Here is a 17,539-nt window from a genome sequence, read left to right as displayed (position 1 = left end):
GGGTTGGGCGTCCCGCCCGTCCTTTTTGGCCGGGCGGGACGCCCATCCCACTTTCAAGAGTGGAAGTTATTTAATTCTCATTCCTAAGTAAGGTGCGGATACACCCGTCAATCTGCAAGTTCTATTTAAAAGGTCGCAGATCCGCACCCTACATATTAAAATCACACCACATAAATATAGCGACTACTGTACTTCATCAACCACCGAATATGCTGTATAATCAACTACTTCTTACTCGGCGCAATTTTCTCAATAGAAATCAGCGCCTCCATCACCGACTCCACAATCGGCGCCGCCACCGTACCCCCCGAAGAACCCTCCTTCGGCTCATCAATCACCGCCAAAACCACATACCGAGGAGCCTCCACAGGCATGATCCCCACAAAGCTAGTAATAATCGCCTTGTCAGAATAACCCCCACCAGCATTAGCTTTTTGAGCCGTGCCCGTTTTTCCAGCAATCCGATACCCAGGAATTTGTGCAGCTTTCCCCGTACCACCATCAACCACAGTTTCCATCATTTCTAACACCTGCTTAGTAGTTTCCGGTGAAAAAACCTGCTTAGGAATCGGCCTCGGAAGCTTCCAATAAGCTTCACCTTCCCTATCAAAAAGTCCCCGCACAACGTGAGGAGTCACCAACTTGCCACCATTAGCCAAAGCTCCGTTAAGCTGCACCAACTGCATCGGAGTAATCGAAAAACCTTGCCCAAAAGCCGTAGTAGCAACTTCCACAGGAGAATTAATAAATTGCTCTCGATTTTTAAGCTGGCTGGTTACTTCAAAAGGCAAATCAGTTCCCGCAGTTTGTCCGAGTCCGAGTTTTTCTAAAGCTTGATAGTAAAGAGAAGGTTTCATGGTTCTCATAATGTGCACCATCCCCACATTACTAGAATGTTTCAAAATCTCAGTAACAGTCGAAGGGCCACGCGCTCCTGCTCTTTGGTAATCGGAATTTTGGATAGTCCAGGGATTCATGTAAATCCGACCTTCATCGTTAAACACAGTATTAGGTTTCACCGCACCCGCTTCCAGAGCGATCGCCACATTAATCGCTTTAAAAGTCGAACCAGGCTCATAAACATCAGTTACAGCCCAATTTTTATAGCGCGACAAATCGAAATTAAAATATTGATTCGGGTCATAAGAAGGTTCCGCCACAACTGACAGCAATTCCCCGTTACGGGCATCCATCACAATCACTGTGCCCCGCTTCGCATCGTGTTGCTTCATTTTTTCCTTGAGGGCACTTCGGGCCGCCCGCTGCAAGCGACTGTCGATCGTCAATTGCAATTTCAAGTCATCAAGCTGCACAAATCCCGCCGTCAGCCGATCGGGAACCCAATTCCCATTGCTCGACCTGCTAAACTGAATCGACGGCATCGATCGTTCCAACAAATTCTGCTGGCTGTATTCCACCCCGGCTTGTCCCTTCCGTTCCCCGTCCACATAACCGAGGATATCCGCCGCCAACTCCTGCTGCGGGTAAAAACGCTGCTGCTGACGCAGCAACTCCAAGCCATCCACCAGACTCTCTTTAATTTGCATCCCAGCGACGCGATCGGCAACCTCTTGAGGTAGAGACTCCGCAATTGTAATACCGCTTTCAGCAAGATTAAACCTGCGTATCAGTTCAGTTTCCGACGTAGTGCCCGGAGTCAGTTCGATCGCCAGCATCGGAGCCAACTTAGCCGCAATTTCCGCCTTCGAGTGGTTAAACAACTTCGGGTGAGCGTAGAGCGTGTACACCTGTCTGTCGATCGCCAAAACATTTCCGGCGCGGTCAATTATCGGGCGTCTCGGTACAAACGGCTTCGTTTTGAGAGTTTGCTGCTGAAGAGCCTGTTTACGCAGCGCCGGAGCTCGCGTCACCTGCAAATAAAACAAATTCATAGCCAGCCCCAGCCCCCCCAGCATCAACACCGCCCACACCGCCCACAAACGGAACTTGCTGCGCTTTAAACGCTCCACTGGTCGCCCCCAAGATGCAGCCGTCTGTTGTGGCGATCGGCCGAAACTGCCGGAATCTCTAGGTTTGGCTGATTTTTTCCACCCAGTACGCGCGGCGAAGCTATCCCGTAGGGAATCGCCCGCCTGTTTTGTGCGTTTGAAATTCGGCGATCTGTAGCGGTCAAAACGGGGGTCGTAGCTCATGGCATTAAAAATTCAATAGCAAGTTAGAGCGTTGTAGAATTGATAATTTATAACTTAAATCTTAAAATATAAAATTCACGACTTGGGAATGAGCAGTCCCTATCAGGGTTTGGATCACACCTAAAGTTGCATTCTGTTTTTTGAAGTGGTCTTAATTATTTTTAATCTGTAACTTCCGGTGGGAAGCTGAAAATCGATCGCGACTTGGAAAAAAGTCAAAAAGGAAATTAGATCCTCAAATTTTCAGGCCCTCGGACACTCAGGCCCGGAGGGCGCTCTCCGCTTTGACACAGGTTTAATAGCCCAGGGGTGTTTCCACACCGGCTCGATTCTGGAGAGCGGGCTCAGAATTTGGTGCCGCAACGGGCGATCGAGTTTCAGGGGCAGGCTGCAAGAAAATCGTGTCCCCAGGATTCTGCGGAGCCAAACCGGTTTCGGGATTTTGGGCTTCTTTAGCAAGTTGGTGTTTCAAGACTTCGCTAGAAGCACTCAATTGCTGTTCCCGGAGGCGCAGAGTTTCCAGTTTTTGATACTCCTGACTCCAGCGCTGCTCGCCGTAAACGGTCAAGCCGTAGAGACTCAGAGCACCGCCCAAAAGCATAACTGCTACCACTGAGGAGGCGCGCTGTGCTTGCAGGAGCGATCGCAACCACACGGGCTGCTGCAGGCGATTGGGCAAGACTTTCAGCACTGATGCGGACGATCGAGCAATCGCCTGTTCGTCGGCTGGCGAGTAGTTGGGCAATACCGGCCCTGTCTTCGCCCGCCTAGCTCGCGCAATAGAAGTAACTTTGCTTTTGGCAGCTCCAGCAGCGGGCTTGCGGGTCGATCGGGAGCGGGGAGAATCCGGGGATCTGATAGCAGCGGTCATAAAGTTCACCAATACGTAAAGTGTGGTAGCTTCAGCTTGATTGAGGTTAAGAGTTTTTTGTCTCCCAGAGCGCCAGTAGTGGCTATCTGCGTTCGATCGGTTATCCTTACCAAGGATACCTCACAAGCCAACCAACCCATCCTACCACTGGTCTCTTTGACTTCAGGATTTGCCAAAAAAAAGAAATCTTTGCTGGTTAGCGATAATCTATGTGAAATTTATTAATAAATGCAGTATTGTAATCAACGAGCGAATCGTTGAGCTATTCGTGCCAGCATTGTTTCTCAAGTACACTATTCCCTTCCTTGCGATGGGTTTTCAATGTTAAGGAGTTTTTATGAACAAGGGATTAATTCGTTTGACTTTGGTAGTGGGCTTGGCAGTCGCCCTCGGCGCCTGCGGAGGAGAAACCACCAGCCCCAGCTCCCCTAGCCCCTCTCCGGGCGGCACTGGTGGCACTGGCACTACTACTACTACTCCCCCGGCTTCTTCTGCATCTCCAAAAGCCACTCCTGGGGCTGGTGCAACTACTACCCCTGCCCCTACTCCTAAAAAGTCTCCCTAACTAGGGCGATCCGAGAGTGTTTGCCCAACGAGCCTAGCCTCCAGGTGAAAAATCGTTCGCTCCTCGCATTTTTTCATCTCAGAGGTCTAGGTCTCAAGTTGGGTCTTAGTTGTAGTCGGATGCTTTTACTACAGTTCCGTACATCCCCTTACAGCAGCAAAGTCCGCTTAGCGGTGGGTTACAAGGGCATCCCCTTTGAAGTTGAAAATTTGACTCCCGGCCTGCACGTTTTGAAACTCAAGCCTGTGACAGGATGTTTGAGGACATTGCCAGTGCTGCTGCCTCAACTGAATATTAACCGGAGGATCTCGCAGACTCGACGAAAATTTTGCACTCGATCGAGTCTCGCTTTCCTTCCCCGCCACTGTGGCTCGCAGAGGATAGGAAAGCAAGCTGAGCCTTGGATGCTCGTCGCAGATTTGCTCGATGACAGCATCGGCATGGCTACTCGATTTGTTGACTACGAGTTTCGCGCCGGTGCCGGCAAGCAAATCTACCCGTCTGTTTTGAGCCAGTTTAGTGATTCAATTGGCCCCCTGCCAGTTCGGTATTAACCCTGCCTCGACAAAACTAACTTCTGTTAAGCATGAGTTCTGCTTTAAACCTATTGCACCGTCGCTGGTAGGATGGTGCTAGTTTTTTGGTAGGCGATGCCTTGAGCATGGCAGATATTGCTTGCTGCTGTCGCCCTGCTGAGTGCTTTAGCTTTGATTCCTCAATACCGAGTTAAGCATCCTTCGCTCTTTGAGCGTATTGCCCAACTTCACGGGCTTTGTGGGGAAACCCAGCCTCCGGGATGTGAAATTCTACCGATCGGGCGATCGTCCCTGCCTGAAAATTCTAGGTAAACCATTAACTGCTCCCCAAAACTTACAGGGTTGACCCTCCTGCAGCCGCCAATCGACAAGAGTTTTAAAAAAATCATTATCACATATAAAAAAATAAGTCAAGGATATTTGGGAAAAAATATAAATTTTTCAATTTGTTTGAACTACCAGCCGGGAAGTCCCTCGGTATATTTAGAGGGGACACATCTGAGCGCTGCGCGAAGTACCCCGTTGGGAATTACCGACCGTGATGTCCAGAAGCGTCGGGTGGAGGGACGGAAACCGACAATTAGACTTAGCCACTATGAATTAATCTTCGGAAGTATCTTGATTTTCGATGTACTTCCTAAGTGTTGAAATGGTAAGTTTTGGTGTGGCATTTTGGACATACACAAACTATACTATGCAAAGGTCGAAAAAAGGAAGTTAAAAAATGCAACTCACTTACAAATACCGCCTCAAACCCACAAAAGCCCAACTAACAACGATGGTGGCTCACCTAGAGCTCTGTCGTCGGCAGTACAACTACCGACTTGGCGATAGATTTAGGTGGTGGGAAGCCACGAGAACACCTATCAACGCCTGCCCCTTGATTGTTTCGATAGTCCCGATTGAGGAAATTTATCAAAATATTCCTTTGACGAGAGTGCAAACTAGGGATGGTAGAAAAAAGGATGAGTCAGGCAATCCTTTGACCAGGAAAGGTGACGTTTTCTCGAACATTGAAGGCGGATATGTACAGTGGCAAACCATACAACTGGCTGACCTGAAAAACACAAAAAAGCTATTTCCTGATTATAAAGTGTTGGACTCTCAGGTTTTGCAAGATGTCGTCAACAGAGTGGAAACTTCCTTTTCAAATTTCACCACGCCCGATAAAAATGGCAATCGTAGAGGCAAGCCCAGATTCAAAGGGCTTCATTACTACAAATCTTTCACTTATCCTCAACTAGACAATCTTGATCTTGTCAAGGACGAGCAAAATAGGATTTGTATTGACCTCGCAAAAATAGGTCAAGTACCTATGGTTTTCCACCGTCCAATACCAACAAGGTTCACAGTTAAGACGGGAACAGTTATCAGAGAAGCTGATGGGTGGTATATCTCCCTAACGCTAGAAGATAAAACAGTTCCCGTAACGGTTGCAGAAATTCAACCGACGGTCGAAAATACTGTTGGCATCGATATGGGAATCACTAACTACGTCTATCTTTCCAATGGCGAGAGAGTTGAGAATCCTAGGTTTTTGAGGAAGTCGGCCCAGAAATTGGCAAAACTTCAAGCGAAGTTAGCTAATAGAGTCAAGGGTTCTAAGCCTTGGAAGATTATCAAGGACAAGATTTCCCAACTCCATCAGTTTGTAGCTAGATCCCGATTAGATTTTCAGTTTAAAACTGCACATGAGCTATTCGGTAAATGTGAGGTTTTAGTTGTTGAAGACTTGAGTGTCAAAAATTTAACTAGACGTGCCAAGCCCAAGACAGATGTTGAAAATGGTAATTTGGTTTATTTGCCGAACGGTCAGTCAGCTAAAAGTGGCTTGAATAAATCCATGCTTGATGCTGCTCATGGGCAATTCGCCAGCGTCCTAAAATATGTCGCCTGGAAATTGGGTAAAAGCATTTTGTTTGTCTCTCCAAGAGGAACTTCTCAACATTGCTGGAATTGCCTCAACAAAGTACCGAAAGAATTGTCGGAGCGCTGGCATTCTTGTCAATGCGGAGAATCTTTGGATCGAGATAAAAACTCAGCTAAGCTTATAAAGAGAATTGGTCTAAGTTACGAAAGTGGCGGGGGAACTCCGTCACTCAAAAAAGCCTTTGAAAAAAAGGAAAAAGAAGCCTGCGGTCTAACTATAGTCAGTTTACCGTCAGGTTCGTTCACTATTTCTATACTTAGATGTTAGCAGTAAAACCCCAGCTCGGCCTCCGGCAAGGCAACAGCCTGCTGTGTGTGCAAGGGCGCGCGCTGGATCTGCTGCAGGCAAGATCGTGCTAATCAGTGGTAGGATCAGCGATCAAAAATGTATCGAAATGTAAAGTGCAGCGCCGCTCTAGGTTTTGAAAGCCATTTAGTTAAAAGATTGAGGTAAGTAGTTTTATGCCCGCGACCGTCCCCTTTGAACAGATTGACCGCATTGTTTGGAATCAGCACCACGATCCATTTGAAGTGCTAGGCCCTCACGCGATCGAAGAAAATGGCAAAAAAGTCTGGGTCGTCCGAGCTTATCTGCCGAATGCGGATGCGGTATCCGTAGTTGTGCCGGAGGCCAGGGCCGAATACCCCATGAAATCAGAGCATCACCCTCACTTTTTTGAATGTACGATCGACACCCCAGAACTAGCAAACTATCAATTGCGGGTCAAAGAAGGGGAACACGAGCGCTTCATCTACGATCCCTACGCCTTTCGATCGCCCAAACTCACAGAATTCGACCAGCACCTATTCTCCGAAGGCAATCACCACCGCATTTATGAAAAACTGGGGGCGCACCTCACCGAAGTAGACGGCATCACAGGAGTATATTTTGCCGTTTGGGCCCCAAATGCCCGCAACGTGTCTGTTTTAGGAGATTTCAACTATTGGGACGGCCGCAAACATCAAATGCGGAAATCGCAAAACGGCATCTGGGAATTATTTATTCCGGGACTATCCGTGGGAACTTCCTACAAATACGAAGTGAAAAACCAAGACGGACATCCCTACGAAAAGTCCGATCCTTACGGTTTCCAGCAAGAAGTGCGGCCGAAAACAGCATCAATTGTCACGGACTTAGACACCTACACTTGGAACGACAGCGCTTGGATCGAAAAGCGGCGACACACAGACCAACTGACGCAGCCGGTTTCGGTTTACGAATGCCACATCGGTTCTTGGCTGCACGCCGCTACTGACGAACCCGCCGTGCTACCAAATGGGGAAATAGAACCCCCCGTGCAAGTTTCGGAACTCAATCCCGGGGCGCGCTTTCTGACTTACCGGGAATTAGCCGATCGGCTGATACCCTACGTCAAAGATTTGGGATTCACTCACATCGAAATGCTGCCCATCGCCGAACATCCTTTCGACGGTTCTTGGGGCTACCAAGTAACCGGCTATTTCGCCCCAACTTCCCGCTACGGCAAACCTGAAGATTTCATGTATTTTGTTGACCAGTGCCACGCCAACGGCATTGGCGTACTGGTGGACTGGGTACCGGGACATTTCCCCAAAGACGGCCACGGCTTGGCTTTCTTTGACGGAACTCACTTGTACGAACACGCCGACCCCCGCAAGGGCGAGCACAAAGAGTGGGGAACCCTGGTATTTAACTACGGCCGCAACGAGGTGCGGAATTTCTTAGTAGCAAACGCTTTGTTCTGGTTTGACAAGTACCACATCGATGGGATTCGCGTAGATGCCGTAGCCTCGATGCTTTATTTGGATTACTGCCGCGAACCGGGAGAATGGCTGACCAACCAGTACGGGGGACGGGAAAATATCGAGGCGGCAGATTTTCTGCGACAGGCGAATCACGTCATTTTTAGCTATTTCCCAGGTGCGCTGTCGATCGCCGAAGAATCTACCTCTTGGCCGATGGTATCTTGGCCGACCTATGTAGGCGGTTTGGGTTTCAACCTGAAGTGGAACATGGGTTGGATGCACGATATGCTCGACTATTACCACATGGACCCGTGGTTCCGCCAGTTCCACCAGAACAACATAACTTTCAGTATGTGGTACAACCACAGCGAGAATTTCATGCTGGCTTTGTCCCACGATGAAGTAGTGCACGGCAAAGCCCACATCATCGGGAAAATGCCAGGGGACGAATGGCAAAAGTTTGCAAACGTGCGGTGTTTGTTTACTTTTATGTTTGCTCATCCCGGAAAGAAAACGATCTTTATGGGGATGGAGTTCGGCCAGTGGCACGAGTGGAACGTTTGGGGGGATTTGCAGTGGCAGTTGCTGCAATTCGAGCCGCACCAAAAGTTGAAGCTGTTTTTTAAAGATTTGAACCATTTGTACCGCAGCGAAACGGCACTTTACAGTCAAGATTTTGCTGAGGATGGGTTTGAGTGGATTGATTGCAGCGACAATCGACACAGCGTCGTGGCATTTGTGCGCCGAGAGAAGGATGGCGACGAGTTTGTGGTGACGGTGTGCAATTTTACGCCCCAGCCGCACTCTCACTATCGCGTAGGAGTGCCGGAACCAGGTTTCTATACGGAGTTGTTTAACAGCGACGCGCGGGAATACGGCGGTAGCAATATGGGGAATTTGGGGGGCAAGTGGACTGAGGAGTGGTGGTTCCACAACAGTGCTTATTCGATCGACTTGTGTTTGCCACCTTTGGGGGTGTTGATCTTAAAGCTCGATCGGGCAAAAACAACAGCAAAATCTCAACAGTTTTAAGTTGTGAGTGGTGATAGTTTTGAGTTAAGAATCAAAGCTTTATTAAACCTAAAGCTTTGAGGGTATTTAGAAACCCGGTTTCTCCCAGAAATCGGGTTTTTTTTGTTTTGTTGTTGTGGCGAAAGAAGGAAGTTCTGCAACGGATTCGCTTTCTTCGGATTTAAGGAGTTTAATATTAATTCCGGTTGCATCGGAATGATTTAACCGCAGAGTACGCAGAGATCGCAGAGGAAGAGAAGAGAGAGATGAATAATTTCGATGCACAGGGAAAGGATATAATAACTCTTCTAAATACTTAGGCTACCCCTCGAGTCCGATCGGCGGGGAACGGCGAGGGTATAAGTTCCAAATACTACCGCTAGGCGAGCTTACCTCTTACCAATTTTTAATTTCGAGTATCGGAAGCGCCAAGATTATAAGAAACTTTTGACTGCTCAACTGTTACTACTTCTGAAATAGATTGTTCTGTCGCTACCTCTAAAGCTGGCAGTGGTAGATGCTTCATTTCCCAAACTTTCAGCAAAATTAGATATTCATAAAAAGCTTGCAGCGTGCACCAAGCCAATCCCGCTTGGCCGTCAAGAAATCCGCCGAGTAAAATATACATATAGAAAAAGCGCACCACAGGCCGCAAAGGCAAGCGCAAAGAAAAATCTTTCAAAGCGCGGCGCCTTTCCACCTCCGACGCGCCAAACAATAAACCCCACCAATTTACTTGACCCGCTTCTAATTGGCGGAGAGTTTCAGCCGCCTCGTCAGTCGAGTAGCGGTTGTGCTTTTCAATCCAGCGGGAAAGACCTTTGCTGCAAGTATAGTGAGGGTAAGTTTCCTTCAAAAAGTGAGTAGGCCCATTGCAGACTTCCCGTTCAGTGTGACCGTAGTCAGTAAACCACACTCGGTCTTTGCGAAAGAGACGCATTTGATAACGGGGATATTGAGTGCTGCGGCGAATCCAGCGCTCCATAAATATTACTTTTTCAGCTACGTAATAGCCGATATATTCTTGACTTTCGATCGCCTTTAAGCATTCAGCAAACAGTGCAGGCGTCATCCGCTCGTCAGCTTCGAGGATGTAAACCCATTCGTACTTGCACGGGACTTCTTGGAGCATCCAAGTCCGCTGGCGTCCGTGAGTTTCAAAGCGGTGCTGTACTGTTTGCACGGCATAGTTCTGAACAATCTCAAGGGTGCGATCGGTGCTGAAAGAATCAACTACAATGATATCGTCACAAAGCAGTGCCGATTCAATGCAAGCGGCGATATCAATCTCTTCGTTGTAAGTCAGAATATAAATTGAGAACATTCCCAGCTTTCAGTAAGGGCAAACTATTGGGTAAACAAACTATTTCTCAGGGATGTCTCGACCAGCGCTATCCCTGCCAGCGCCGGTCAATTTTTGCGGCGGCCGAACCGCAGAATTCCCATACTTCTCAATCCCGTCCAACCAACAGTAATGTAGCCTATCGCTAACAGCAAACTGTTGATTCCCGTCTGCAAACTCGAATTTCTCGATCGAGTTCTTAACTCTTTCTCTTTTTGTTGCTTGCGGGTGCGAATCTCGTTGCGAGCTTGAGTGGGAAGTGATTGAGCTTGCTGTTCCAGGAACTTGTCGAGGGCTTTCGGGTCATTTTTCGACTGCTCAAGCACAGCTTTCAATTCCTTGGGAACCTCTGGACTCTTGAGTGCTTGTTGCAGCTTCCCGTCGTCTTGCAGCAGCGCCCCTATCTGGCTGCGACGCTCGCTTTTGAGCTGTTCTACCTGAGCTTTAAATTGAGGGCTTTTAAGTTGTGCCTCAAGCTGACCTTCCGCTTGTCCCGCTTCTTGATCGACTTGAGCCAGAGCATCCTTGAGTTCCAAACGAGTATTGTTGAGGTGAACGGGAACCAGAGATAGGTAAACTAGACCTAACAAGCTGGAAATCAACAGCGCCCAGAATCGCAAGTCCAGCCAAACGTTGCGTCGCTCAATAGAGACTCCACTGCTGCTGTCAACCCAAAAGCCAGTCATCAGGAGGGCGATACCGATCAAAGGAATAATGCCCTTGTCAACTATCTGAGTTGCAGCAGTCAACTGCCAGCCTCGATTGAGAAGGTCTGAAGTTTCTCCCGGCAGCGACAGAACAATGCAGTCAAGCAAAGCAGAGAGAATCAAGATAATCCCGACTACTTTGAGAGTTCGAGCAGCTACTGAAGAAAATTGACGGCTATTACTTGCTTTCATAATTCGTGTTAGATAATTCTACACCGTTAGATTCAAGGGGGTAGTTGAGTGGATTTTGTTGAACGAGTTTAGCTATTTTCCACCAAAATAGCTGCTTCGGGTACCGAACTCGACTTTCCTCTGGGTTTTCACAGGCTGCGGTTGCGACCCAAAAGGTCGAGTTTCTGCACAGCTATATAGAGTTGGACACAGGAGGCTGTGCGCTTCTGGGTTGGCTGTAAAGCTTGGTCAAGATAGCGCCCAGAAACTGCAGCAAGCAACTGCTGGCTTCTTCTCTAGTCTGACGAATCCAGCGTAAAGATGAGCTCTGCACGCTTGGGTTCGGTGCTTTTAACTAGCTTTCGCTCGCGCGGCGGTGTCAGAAATAAGAGACACAGGAGGAGCGCGTTTTGTTGGGTCTCACCCCCTAGGGCTCTCACTCCCCGATCGCCTGCCCGATGCGGTGGAACTCTCATCCCTTGTCTTATAGTAATTGATATAAGAGAGGGCGGGAATAAATAATTGTTTACCAACCTTTTTAACCTCGAATTACCAACAGCAGGATATGGCAGTCACAGATAGACGAGTAGCTATTTTTTACGGGGGATTATGTTTTATAAATCAGCTTAACATTCGGTAATTTTTACTGAGATATTCTGGCTTGTAAGTTACCAAACACTAATTAATAGTTACTCATAAGCAAGTATTAATCAGTGGCAGATTGACTGATTTATTTTTTAATAACGCAAGTGCAAACTCTCACATTTTTTGGTAGGATAAATTTGAGCGCTGTTCAAATTGGGTGGTAATGACTGCAATGATTTCTGATGTTTATACGTTGAGAGAACTTGAAAGATCGATCGCATCCGATCCGGACAAGTGGCGTCCGATCGTGTTTACTAACGGGTGCTTCGATATCCTGCACTGCGGTCACGTCCGCTATTTGCAGGCGGCAAAAAATTTGGGGCGATCGCTCGTGGTGGGATTGAATAGCGACGCCAGCGTGCAAGCTATCAAACCGCAGCAGCCGGGATTGCCACCCCGCCCGATCGTACCGGAAAATCAGCGAGCCGAAGTGTTAGCAGCCCTCAAACCAGTAGACGCTGTAGTAATTTTTTCCGAAATTACAGCAACTAAACTGATAAATATCCTGAAGCCTGATATATACGTTAAAGGAGGCGACTATCAAGTCGAAACTCTGCCGGAAGCACCGGCCGTTATCGCCGGAGGTGGCAAGATTTCCTTAATCGAAATAGAAGTTCCGAGTTCTACCAGTGCGATCGTCAAACGCATTTTGCAGTTAGGTACTTAACCCTCGATCGCAAACAGCAAACAGTGAGCTAAACTCAGAAGTTGCCCCATCAAAAAACACGCTTGGTGCGATAGCTCATACAACTTCATCCCAATTGCTAAGCAGGAGATAATTTTAATGGAACTCACAAGCAATAACACGATCGCGGAAATCCTACAAAGACACAAAGCAGAGTTACTAGCAGACTGGCTCAAAGAACTGCAAAATACCGGGCTGCGGCGGGACGACTTGATGAGAGCCAAAGAATTGCGCTCCGAGTGTCAAGAGTTCCTGCAATTGCTCCACATTGCAGTCGGACACGGTAACTTTAGCGACATCCAGACACCCGAATGGGAAAATATGCGGGTGTTACTAGCAGAAGTTTCGCGATCGCGCGTTCAGAGAGGCTTTACTCCCTCAGAGATAGCGAGTTTCATTTTATGCTTCAAAAAGCCATTGTTCGATCGGCTTTGTCATGAACTGACAGAAAACCGCGACGCACTTGTCGAACAACTTTGGCTTTCCACCAGTTTATTAGACCAGCTTGGCCTTTGGGTGACAGAAATTTTTCTCAAAGCTCGCGAAGAAGTCATCGAACGCCAACAGCAAGAAATGCTCGAATTGTCAACACCCGTAGTCAAACTTTGGCAAGGCATTCTAGCTTTACCCATGATCGGGACTCTCGACAGTGCCCGCACTCAAATAGTAATGGAAACTCTATTGCAGGAAATCATGGAAAGCGGCTCAGAATTTGCGATTTTAGACATTACAGGCGTGCCGACTGTTGACACTTTAGTTGCTCAACATTTATTAAAAACTGTAGCTGCCGCCCGTTTAATGGGTACTGAGTGCATCATCAGTGGCATTCGCCCGCAAATAGCTCAAACCATAGTTCACTTGGGAGTTGACTTGCAGGATATTCTCACAAAAGCTACTTTAGCAGATGCTTTTAAAGTCGCGTTGCAGCGCCAAGGTTTAACTATAAAAAATATTAAAGAGGAAAAATAAACATATTGCAGTCTGAGATGAAAATTTTAGTAAAGCTTAACACATAGGTGAATTTGTGGAACGAATACCGATCCTTCAAATGGGAGAATTTTTGCTAGTAACAATTCAAGTAGATATGCACGATCGCTTAGCAATGACGCTGCAAGATGACCTGACAAACCGCATTGTCAAAACAGGCGTCAAAGGTGTGTTGATAGAAATTTCTTCCCTAGAAATTGTGGATTCTTTTATCGGTCGCATTATCAACAATATCGCTAGTATGTCACGAATTTTAGATGCGGAAACAGTTGTGGTCGGGATGCAGCCAGCGGTTGCTATTACGCTCGTTGAGTTGGGGCTTTCCCTGACAGGAGTTCGCACAGCTTTAAGCGTTGAAAAGGGCATGATTTTGTTAAGAAAATCCTTGGGTTTGTCTCTTGACGAGCAAGCTTAAGCAGTCGATTAATTGTCCCCTGAATGAGGCACAGGCAGTCAAGAAACCTAGTTTGTTTGTAGATACCTTCTTGACAAACTGAAGATTTCTTAGGACAGGGCTTACGCACTCCAGGGGGTTAAATCAAGGGTTTGAGATTCCTGCACTATGTTCTCTTTTGAGAGAAAATCGTAGTAAGTGCGTAAGTCCTATTAGGAGAAACTAAGTTGATGAGCGTAAGTCCTATATTTTGGGGAGAAGTTCTATTTTGGTACAGTAGCCGCCATGTCAAAACGTGAGACACTAGAAATCCGATCGTCATCCGATATAGTCCACGTCCGACAGCAAGTGCGAACTTGGGCTGTAGCAATGGGATTCGGTTTACTAGACCAAACGAAAATCGTTACCGCAGCCAGCGAACTCGCCCGCAATACTGTAGAGTACGGCAAAGGGGGAACTGTAACTCTCGAAACGCTGCAATTAGGCACTCGCAAAGGGCTGAGGCTGATTTTTGAAGACAAGGGCCCGGGAATTCCAGACATCGAATTGGCAATGACTGACGGTTATACTTCTAATCACGGTTTGGGTTTGGGGCTCAGTGGTTCCAAGCGGTTGATGCACGAATTTGAGATTGTTTCCAAAGTCGGTAAGGGGACTAAAATTGCGATCGTCCGCTGGCGGTGAGTAAGTAATACGATTTGAGAGTTGAGATTTTAGATTAAAGCATTGGGAAGGACGGAGGACGATCGGGGTTTGGAGCTTGCGTATAGTTGTATTATTTTTTTAATTGGTATAAATAGCAACCAGCACAGCCAAGAAGTGATTCTTGGCATCCCACACCATACCCGGAGAGGGTTGGCCTATGGAGGATTTCATTATGAGAACTGATAAAAAATGATAGATGCCGTAGCCCTGCCCGTAACAGAAGAAAGTCAAGTGGGAGAAGCGCGCCGAATTGCAGTCGCCCTCGCGACGGAAGTCGGATTTAACGAGACCGATCGCGGTAAAGTGGCAATTGTTACCACCGAAGCAGCAAAAAACGTGGTCAAGCACGCCCGCGAAGGAGAACTTTTGCTGCGAACATTAAAAACAACGGCAGGATCTAGCATTGAAATAGTAGCGCTCGATCGGGGGCTGGGAATGGCAAATGTCGCGCTGTGTCTGCGGGACGGTTTTTCTACAGCGGGAAGCCCTGGAACTGGACTGGGGGCAATTCAACGCCTCTCTACTTTTTTTGATATTCATTCTGTACCAAAACTGGGGACAGCCTTATTAGCGCGGCTGGAACCGACCCAAAATAGCCGGGAAGCATCCCAAAACAGCAATTACTTGGAATTTGGGGTCGTCCACTTGCCAAAAGCAGGAGAGCAAATTTGCGGGGATTCGTGGGCTGCAGAAAATCACCTTGACAAAAACCTGATTTTAGTTGCAGACGGGCTCGGCTACGGGGATTTGGCGGAGGAAGCGTCTGGCGAAGCAGTGCGTGTATTTGAGGAAAACGCCAAACTCGGGCCGAAAGCAATTTTAGAGAAGGCGCACGCTGCTTTAAAAAATACCAGAGGAGCGGCTGCGGCGATCGCCCAAATCGATCGTACCCAACAAACAGTTTGTTTTGCCGGAATTGGCAACATCAGCGGTGTAGTTGTCACAGATAACCAAAGCCGTAGCATGGTTTCCTACAACGGCACAGTTGGACATATGATGCGAAAAGTAGCAGAATTTGTCTATCCTTGGTCGCAGCAGTCCCTACTCATCATGCACTCCGACGGTTTGGCGGCGCAGTGGAATTTAAACCGCTACCCGGGTTTAGCCTCCAGACATCCTGCTTTAATCGCAGCCGTGATCTACCGGGACTTCAAACGCACTCGCGATGACATGACAGTTATAGTAGCCAAGGTGAGAGAAGCAGCGTGAGTTATCCAATCCTGACGACGGAAGTCCGTTTTGAACAAGACATCGTACAAGTACGCCAAAGAGCTCGCCAAATTGCTAAAGGGCTGGGATTCGATTCCCAAGTACAAACCCGCATCGCCACAGCAGTTTCCGAAATTGCCCGCAATGCTTTCAAATATGCAGGCGGTGGCAAAGTAGAATTCATTGTGGAAGGGGAATCGCCCCAAGTTTTTCGGACTCGGATTTCCGACACGGGGCCGGGAATTGCTGATTTACCGGCTGTGTTAAGCCCCAATTTTCGATCCCAAACCGGCGCGGGACTCGGTTTAGCAGCAGCGAAACGGTTGATGGACGAAGTGAAAATCGACTCTCGGCCCGATCGCGGAACGGCTGTACAATTAATTAAACAGTTTTCCAAACATATGCCTGCGCTGAGTGCGATCGAACTAAATCAATTAGTTGACAAACTAGCGCGCCAAATTCCCGAAGATCCCTATGCCGAAATTCAGCAACAAAATCAAGAATTACTACGCACTTTAGACGAACTCCGCCAGCGTCAAGAAGAACTCGTACAATTAAATCAACAACTAGAAGATACCAATCGCGGAGTCCTGGCACTTTACGCTGAATTGAACGACAAAGCCGAATCTCTCCGGCGCGCCAGCGAACTCAAAACCAGCTTTCTCTCCAATATGAGCCACGAGTTTCGCACTCCGCTAACGGCAATTATGAGCCTTTCCGAAATATTGTTAAATCGCCTCGACGGAGAACTTTCAGCCGAACAGGACAAGCAAGTAAATTACATTTACAAATCCGCCGAGTCTCTCGCAGAACTTGTCAACGACTCATTAGATTTAGCCAAAGTCGAAGCCGGAAAACTAACTGTTCGCTTGGCTGATTTTGAAGTCGAAGATTTGTTCAGCGCCCTGCGAGGAATGATGCGCCCCCTGCTTCCCCAAAACTCTGCCGTTTCTCTAATTTTTGAAGATACTCTCGAAATTCCAATCCTCACAACTGACGAGGGAAAAGTTTCTCAGATTTTGCGAAATCTGATTTCTAATGCCCTCAAATTTACCGAAGCAGGTGAAGTTCGAGTCGCTGCGGAAATAGGAGAGGAGGGGACAGTTACTTTTTCAGTAGCAGATACGGGCATGGGTATTCCCCCAGCAGACCAAAGGCGGATTTTTGAAGAATTTGTCCAAATAGAAAATCCCTTGCAGAAGGGCGTCAGAGGCACCGGGTTGGGATTGTCTCTGTGCAAAAAACTGGCGGAATTTCTAGGGGGAAGTATTGAAATCACAAGTTCACCCGGAGTGGGTTCGACTTTTTTTGTCACACTGCCGATTCTATATCGGGGAGAGGAAGAAAACCCTTTGGAAATGTCCCCTGCTAAGGCAGATGAAATACCGCTGACAAGCGCAAATTCTCGTAGCTTGCGGGGTTCCGGGCGCTCGCCAGCGGCGGATTCAGCAGCCAAAGTTTTGATTGGGGAGGATGAAGATAGTTTTTCGGTATTTGCTGAAAAACTTGCTGGCAGAAATTCATTGTACTGCGATATAGGTCGCCGACGGCGCTGAAGGTTGGGTTCGGCTGCTCAAAGAGGAACCGCAAGCAATTTTTATCGACATTATGATACTCACCGAAAGCATCCAGGATACAAGCCCCCGGATTCATCTCGCGCAAGTCAATGCTTCAATTCTTTCATCTAAAATCTAAAATCTAAAATCTAAAATCTAAAATCTAAAATCTAAAGTCGATTGACCGAAAGCATCCAGGATACAAGCCCCCGGATTCATCTCGCGCAAGTCAATGCTTCAATTCTAAAATCTAAAATCTAAAATCTAAGGATCGCGCGCGAAGTAAATAACTTACAATTTTAATTGTTATTGTGGGATGGGCGTCCCGCCCGTCCGTTTTGGACGGGC

The 17,539-nt window shown here is 47.6% G+C and carries 15 protein-coding genes; 11 read left to right on the top strand and 4 right to left on the bottom strand.

The annotated features are described in order from the left end of the window. Positions 1-224: 224 nt before the first annotated feature. Together QUB10_RS31430 and QUB10_RS31425 are read right to left on the bottom strand one after the other, a co-directional pair. Positions 225-2,153 carry a penicillin-binding protein 2 gene (locus tag QUB10_RS31430; RefSeq protein WP_333207064.1) on the bottom strand — a complete coding sequence of 643 codons (1,929 nt, stop codon included), beginning with the start codon at positions 2,151-2,153 and terminating at the stop codon, positions 225-227. A 295-nt stretch (positions 2,154-2,448) separates the two neighbouring features. Further along, positions 2,449-3,024: a hypothetical protein gene (locus QUB10_RS31425; RefSeq protein ID WP_333207063.1), complete on the bottom strand. Its 576-nt coding sequence runs from the start codon at positions 3,022-3,024 to the stop codon at positions 2,449-2,451. Between the two features lie 337 nt (positions 3,025-3,361). Here QUB10_RS31425 and QUB10_RS31420 point away from each other — a divergent pair, with 337 nt between their 5' ends. From QUB10_RS31420 to glgB, 5 genes are all read left to right on the top strand, one after another. Then, positions 3,362-3,589, top strand: a complete 228-nt coding sequence (locus tag QUB10_RS31420) for a serine protease (protein WP_333207062.1) — start codon at positions 3,362-3,364, stop codon at positions 3,587-3,589. 119 nt (positions 3,590-3,708) lie between these two features. Next, complete coding sequence (locus QUB10_RS31415; RefSeq protein ID WP_333207061.1) at positions 3,709-4,143, top strand: glutathione S-transferase N-terminal domain-containing protein; 435 nt, start codon at positions 3,709-3,711, stop codon at positions 4,141-4,143. 117 nt (positions 4,144-4,260) lie between these two features. Continuing rightward, complete coding sequence (locus tag QUB10_RS31410; RefSeq protein WP_333207060.1) at positions 4,261-4,437, top strand: hypothetical protein; 177 nt, start codon at positions 4,261-4,263, stop codon at positions 4,435-4,437. 412 nt (positions 4,438-4,849) lie between these two features. Further along, positions 4,850-6,322: a transposase gene (locus tag QUB10_RS31405; RefSeq protein WP_333207059.1), complete on the top strand. Its 1,473-nt coding sequence runs from the start codon at positions 4,850-4,852 to the stop codon at positions 6,320-6,322. 194 nt (positions 6,323-6,516) lie between these two features. Then, positions 6,517-8,811, top strand: coding sequence for a 1,4-alpha-glucan branching enzyme (glgB, locus tag QUB10_RS31400; RefSeq protein ID WP_333207058.1), 2,295 nt, complete (start codon positions 6,517-6,519; stop codon positions 8,809-8,811). A gap of 385 nt (positions 8,812-9,196) precedes the next feature. Here glgB and QUB10_RS31395 read toward each other — a convergent pair whose 3' ends face one another. Further along, complete coding sequence (locus QUB10_RS31395) at positions 9,197-10,114, bottom strand: glycosyltransferase family 2 protein (protein WP_333157317.1); 918 nt, start codon at positions 10,112-10,114, stop codon at positions 9,197-9,199. 86 nt (positions 10,115-10,200) lie between these two features. After that, positions 10,201-11,031, bottom strand: coding sequence for a hormogonium polysaccharide biosynthesis protein HpsJ (hpsJ-B, locus tag QUB10_RS31390; RefSeq protein ID WP_333207057.1), 831 nt, complete (start codon positions 11,029-11,031; stop codon positions 10,201-10,203). A gap of 796 nt (positions 11,032-11,827) precedes the next feature. On the opposite strand from hpsJ-B, the gene rfaE2 reads away from it, so the two are divergent. The 6 genes from rfaE2 to QUB10_RS31360 all read left to right on the top strand — a co-directional run bounded on the left by rfaE2 (position 11,828) and on the right by QUB10_RS31360 (position 17,191). After that, complete coding sequence (gene rfaE2, locus QUB10_RS31385) at positions 11,828-12,322, top strand: D-glycero-beta-D-manno-heptose 1-phosphate adenylyltransferase (RefSeq protein ID WP_333314212.1); 495 nt, start codon at positions 11,828-11,830, stop codon at positions 12,320-12,322. A gap of 117 nt (positions 12,323-12,439) precedes the next feature. Beyond that, positions 12,440-13,309 carry an STAS domain-containing protein gene (locus QUB10_RS31380; RefSeq protein ID WP_333207056.1) on the top strand — a complete coding sequence of 290 codons (870 nt, stop codon included), beginning with the start codon at positions 12,440-12,442 and terminating at the stop codon, positions 13,307-13,309. Positions 13,310-13,364: 55 nt separating this feature from the next. Then, complete coding sequence (locus QUB10_RS31375; RefSeq protein WP_333081356.1) at positions 13,365-13,742, top strand: STAS domain-containing protein; 378 nt, start codon at positions 13,365-13,367, stop codon at positions 13,740-13,742. Between the two features lie 264 nt (positions 13,743-14,006). Further along, positions 14,007-14,405 carry an anti-sigma regulatory factor gene (locus QUB10_RS31370; RefSeq protein ID WP_333108114.1) on the top strand — a complete coding sequence of 133 codons (399 nt, stop codon included), beginning with the start codon at positions 14,007-14,009 and terminating at the stop codon, positions 14,403-14,405. 210 nt (positions 14,406-14,615) lie between these two features. Beyond that, on the top strand, positions 14,616-15,635 hold the full coding sequence (locus tag QUB10_RS31365; RefSeq protein ID WP_333207055.1) for an ATP-binding SpoIIE family protein phosphatase: 1,020 nt from the start codon (positions 14,616-14,618) through the stop codon (positions 15,633-15,635). After that, positions 15,632-17,191, top strand: coding sequence for an ATP-binding protein (locus QUB10_RS31360; protein ID WP_333207054.1), 1,560 nt, complete (start codon positions 15,632-15,634; stop codon positions 17,189-17,191). The genes QUB10_RS31365 and QUB10_RS31360 overlap by 4 nt, the downstream gene beginning before the upstream one ends. Positions 17,192-17,539 lie beyond the last annotated feature (348 nt).

It is taken from the genome of Microcoleus sp. B5-D4 (assembly GCF_036705145.1).
GTDB lineage: Bacteria > Cyanobacteriota > Cyanobacteriia > Cyanobacteriales > Microcoleaceae > Microcoleus.
This window is presented reverse-complemented; position numbering and strand designations above follow the sequence as displayed.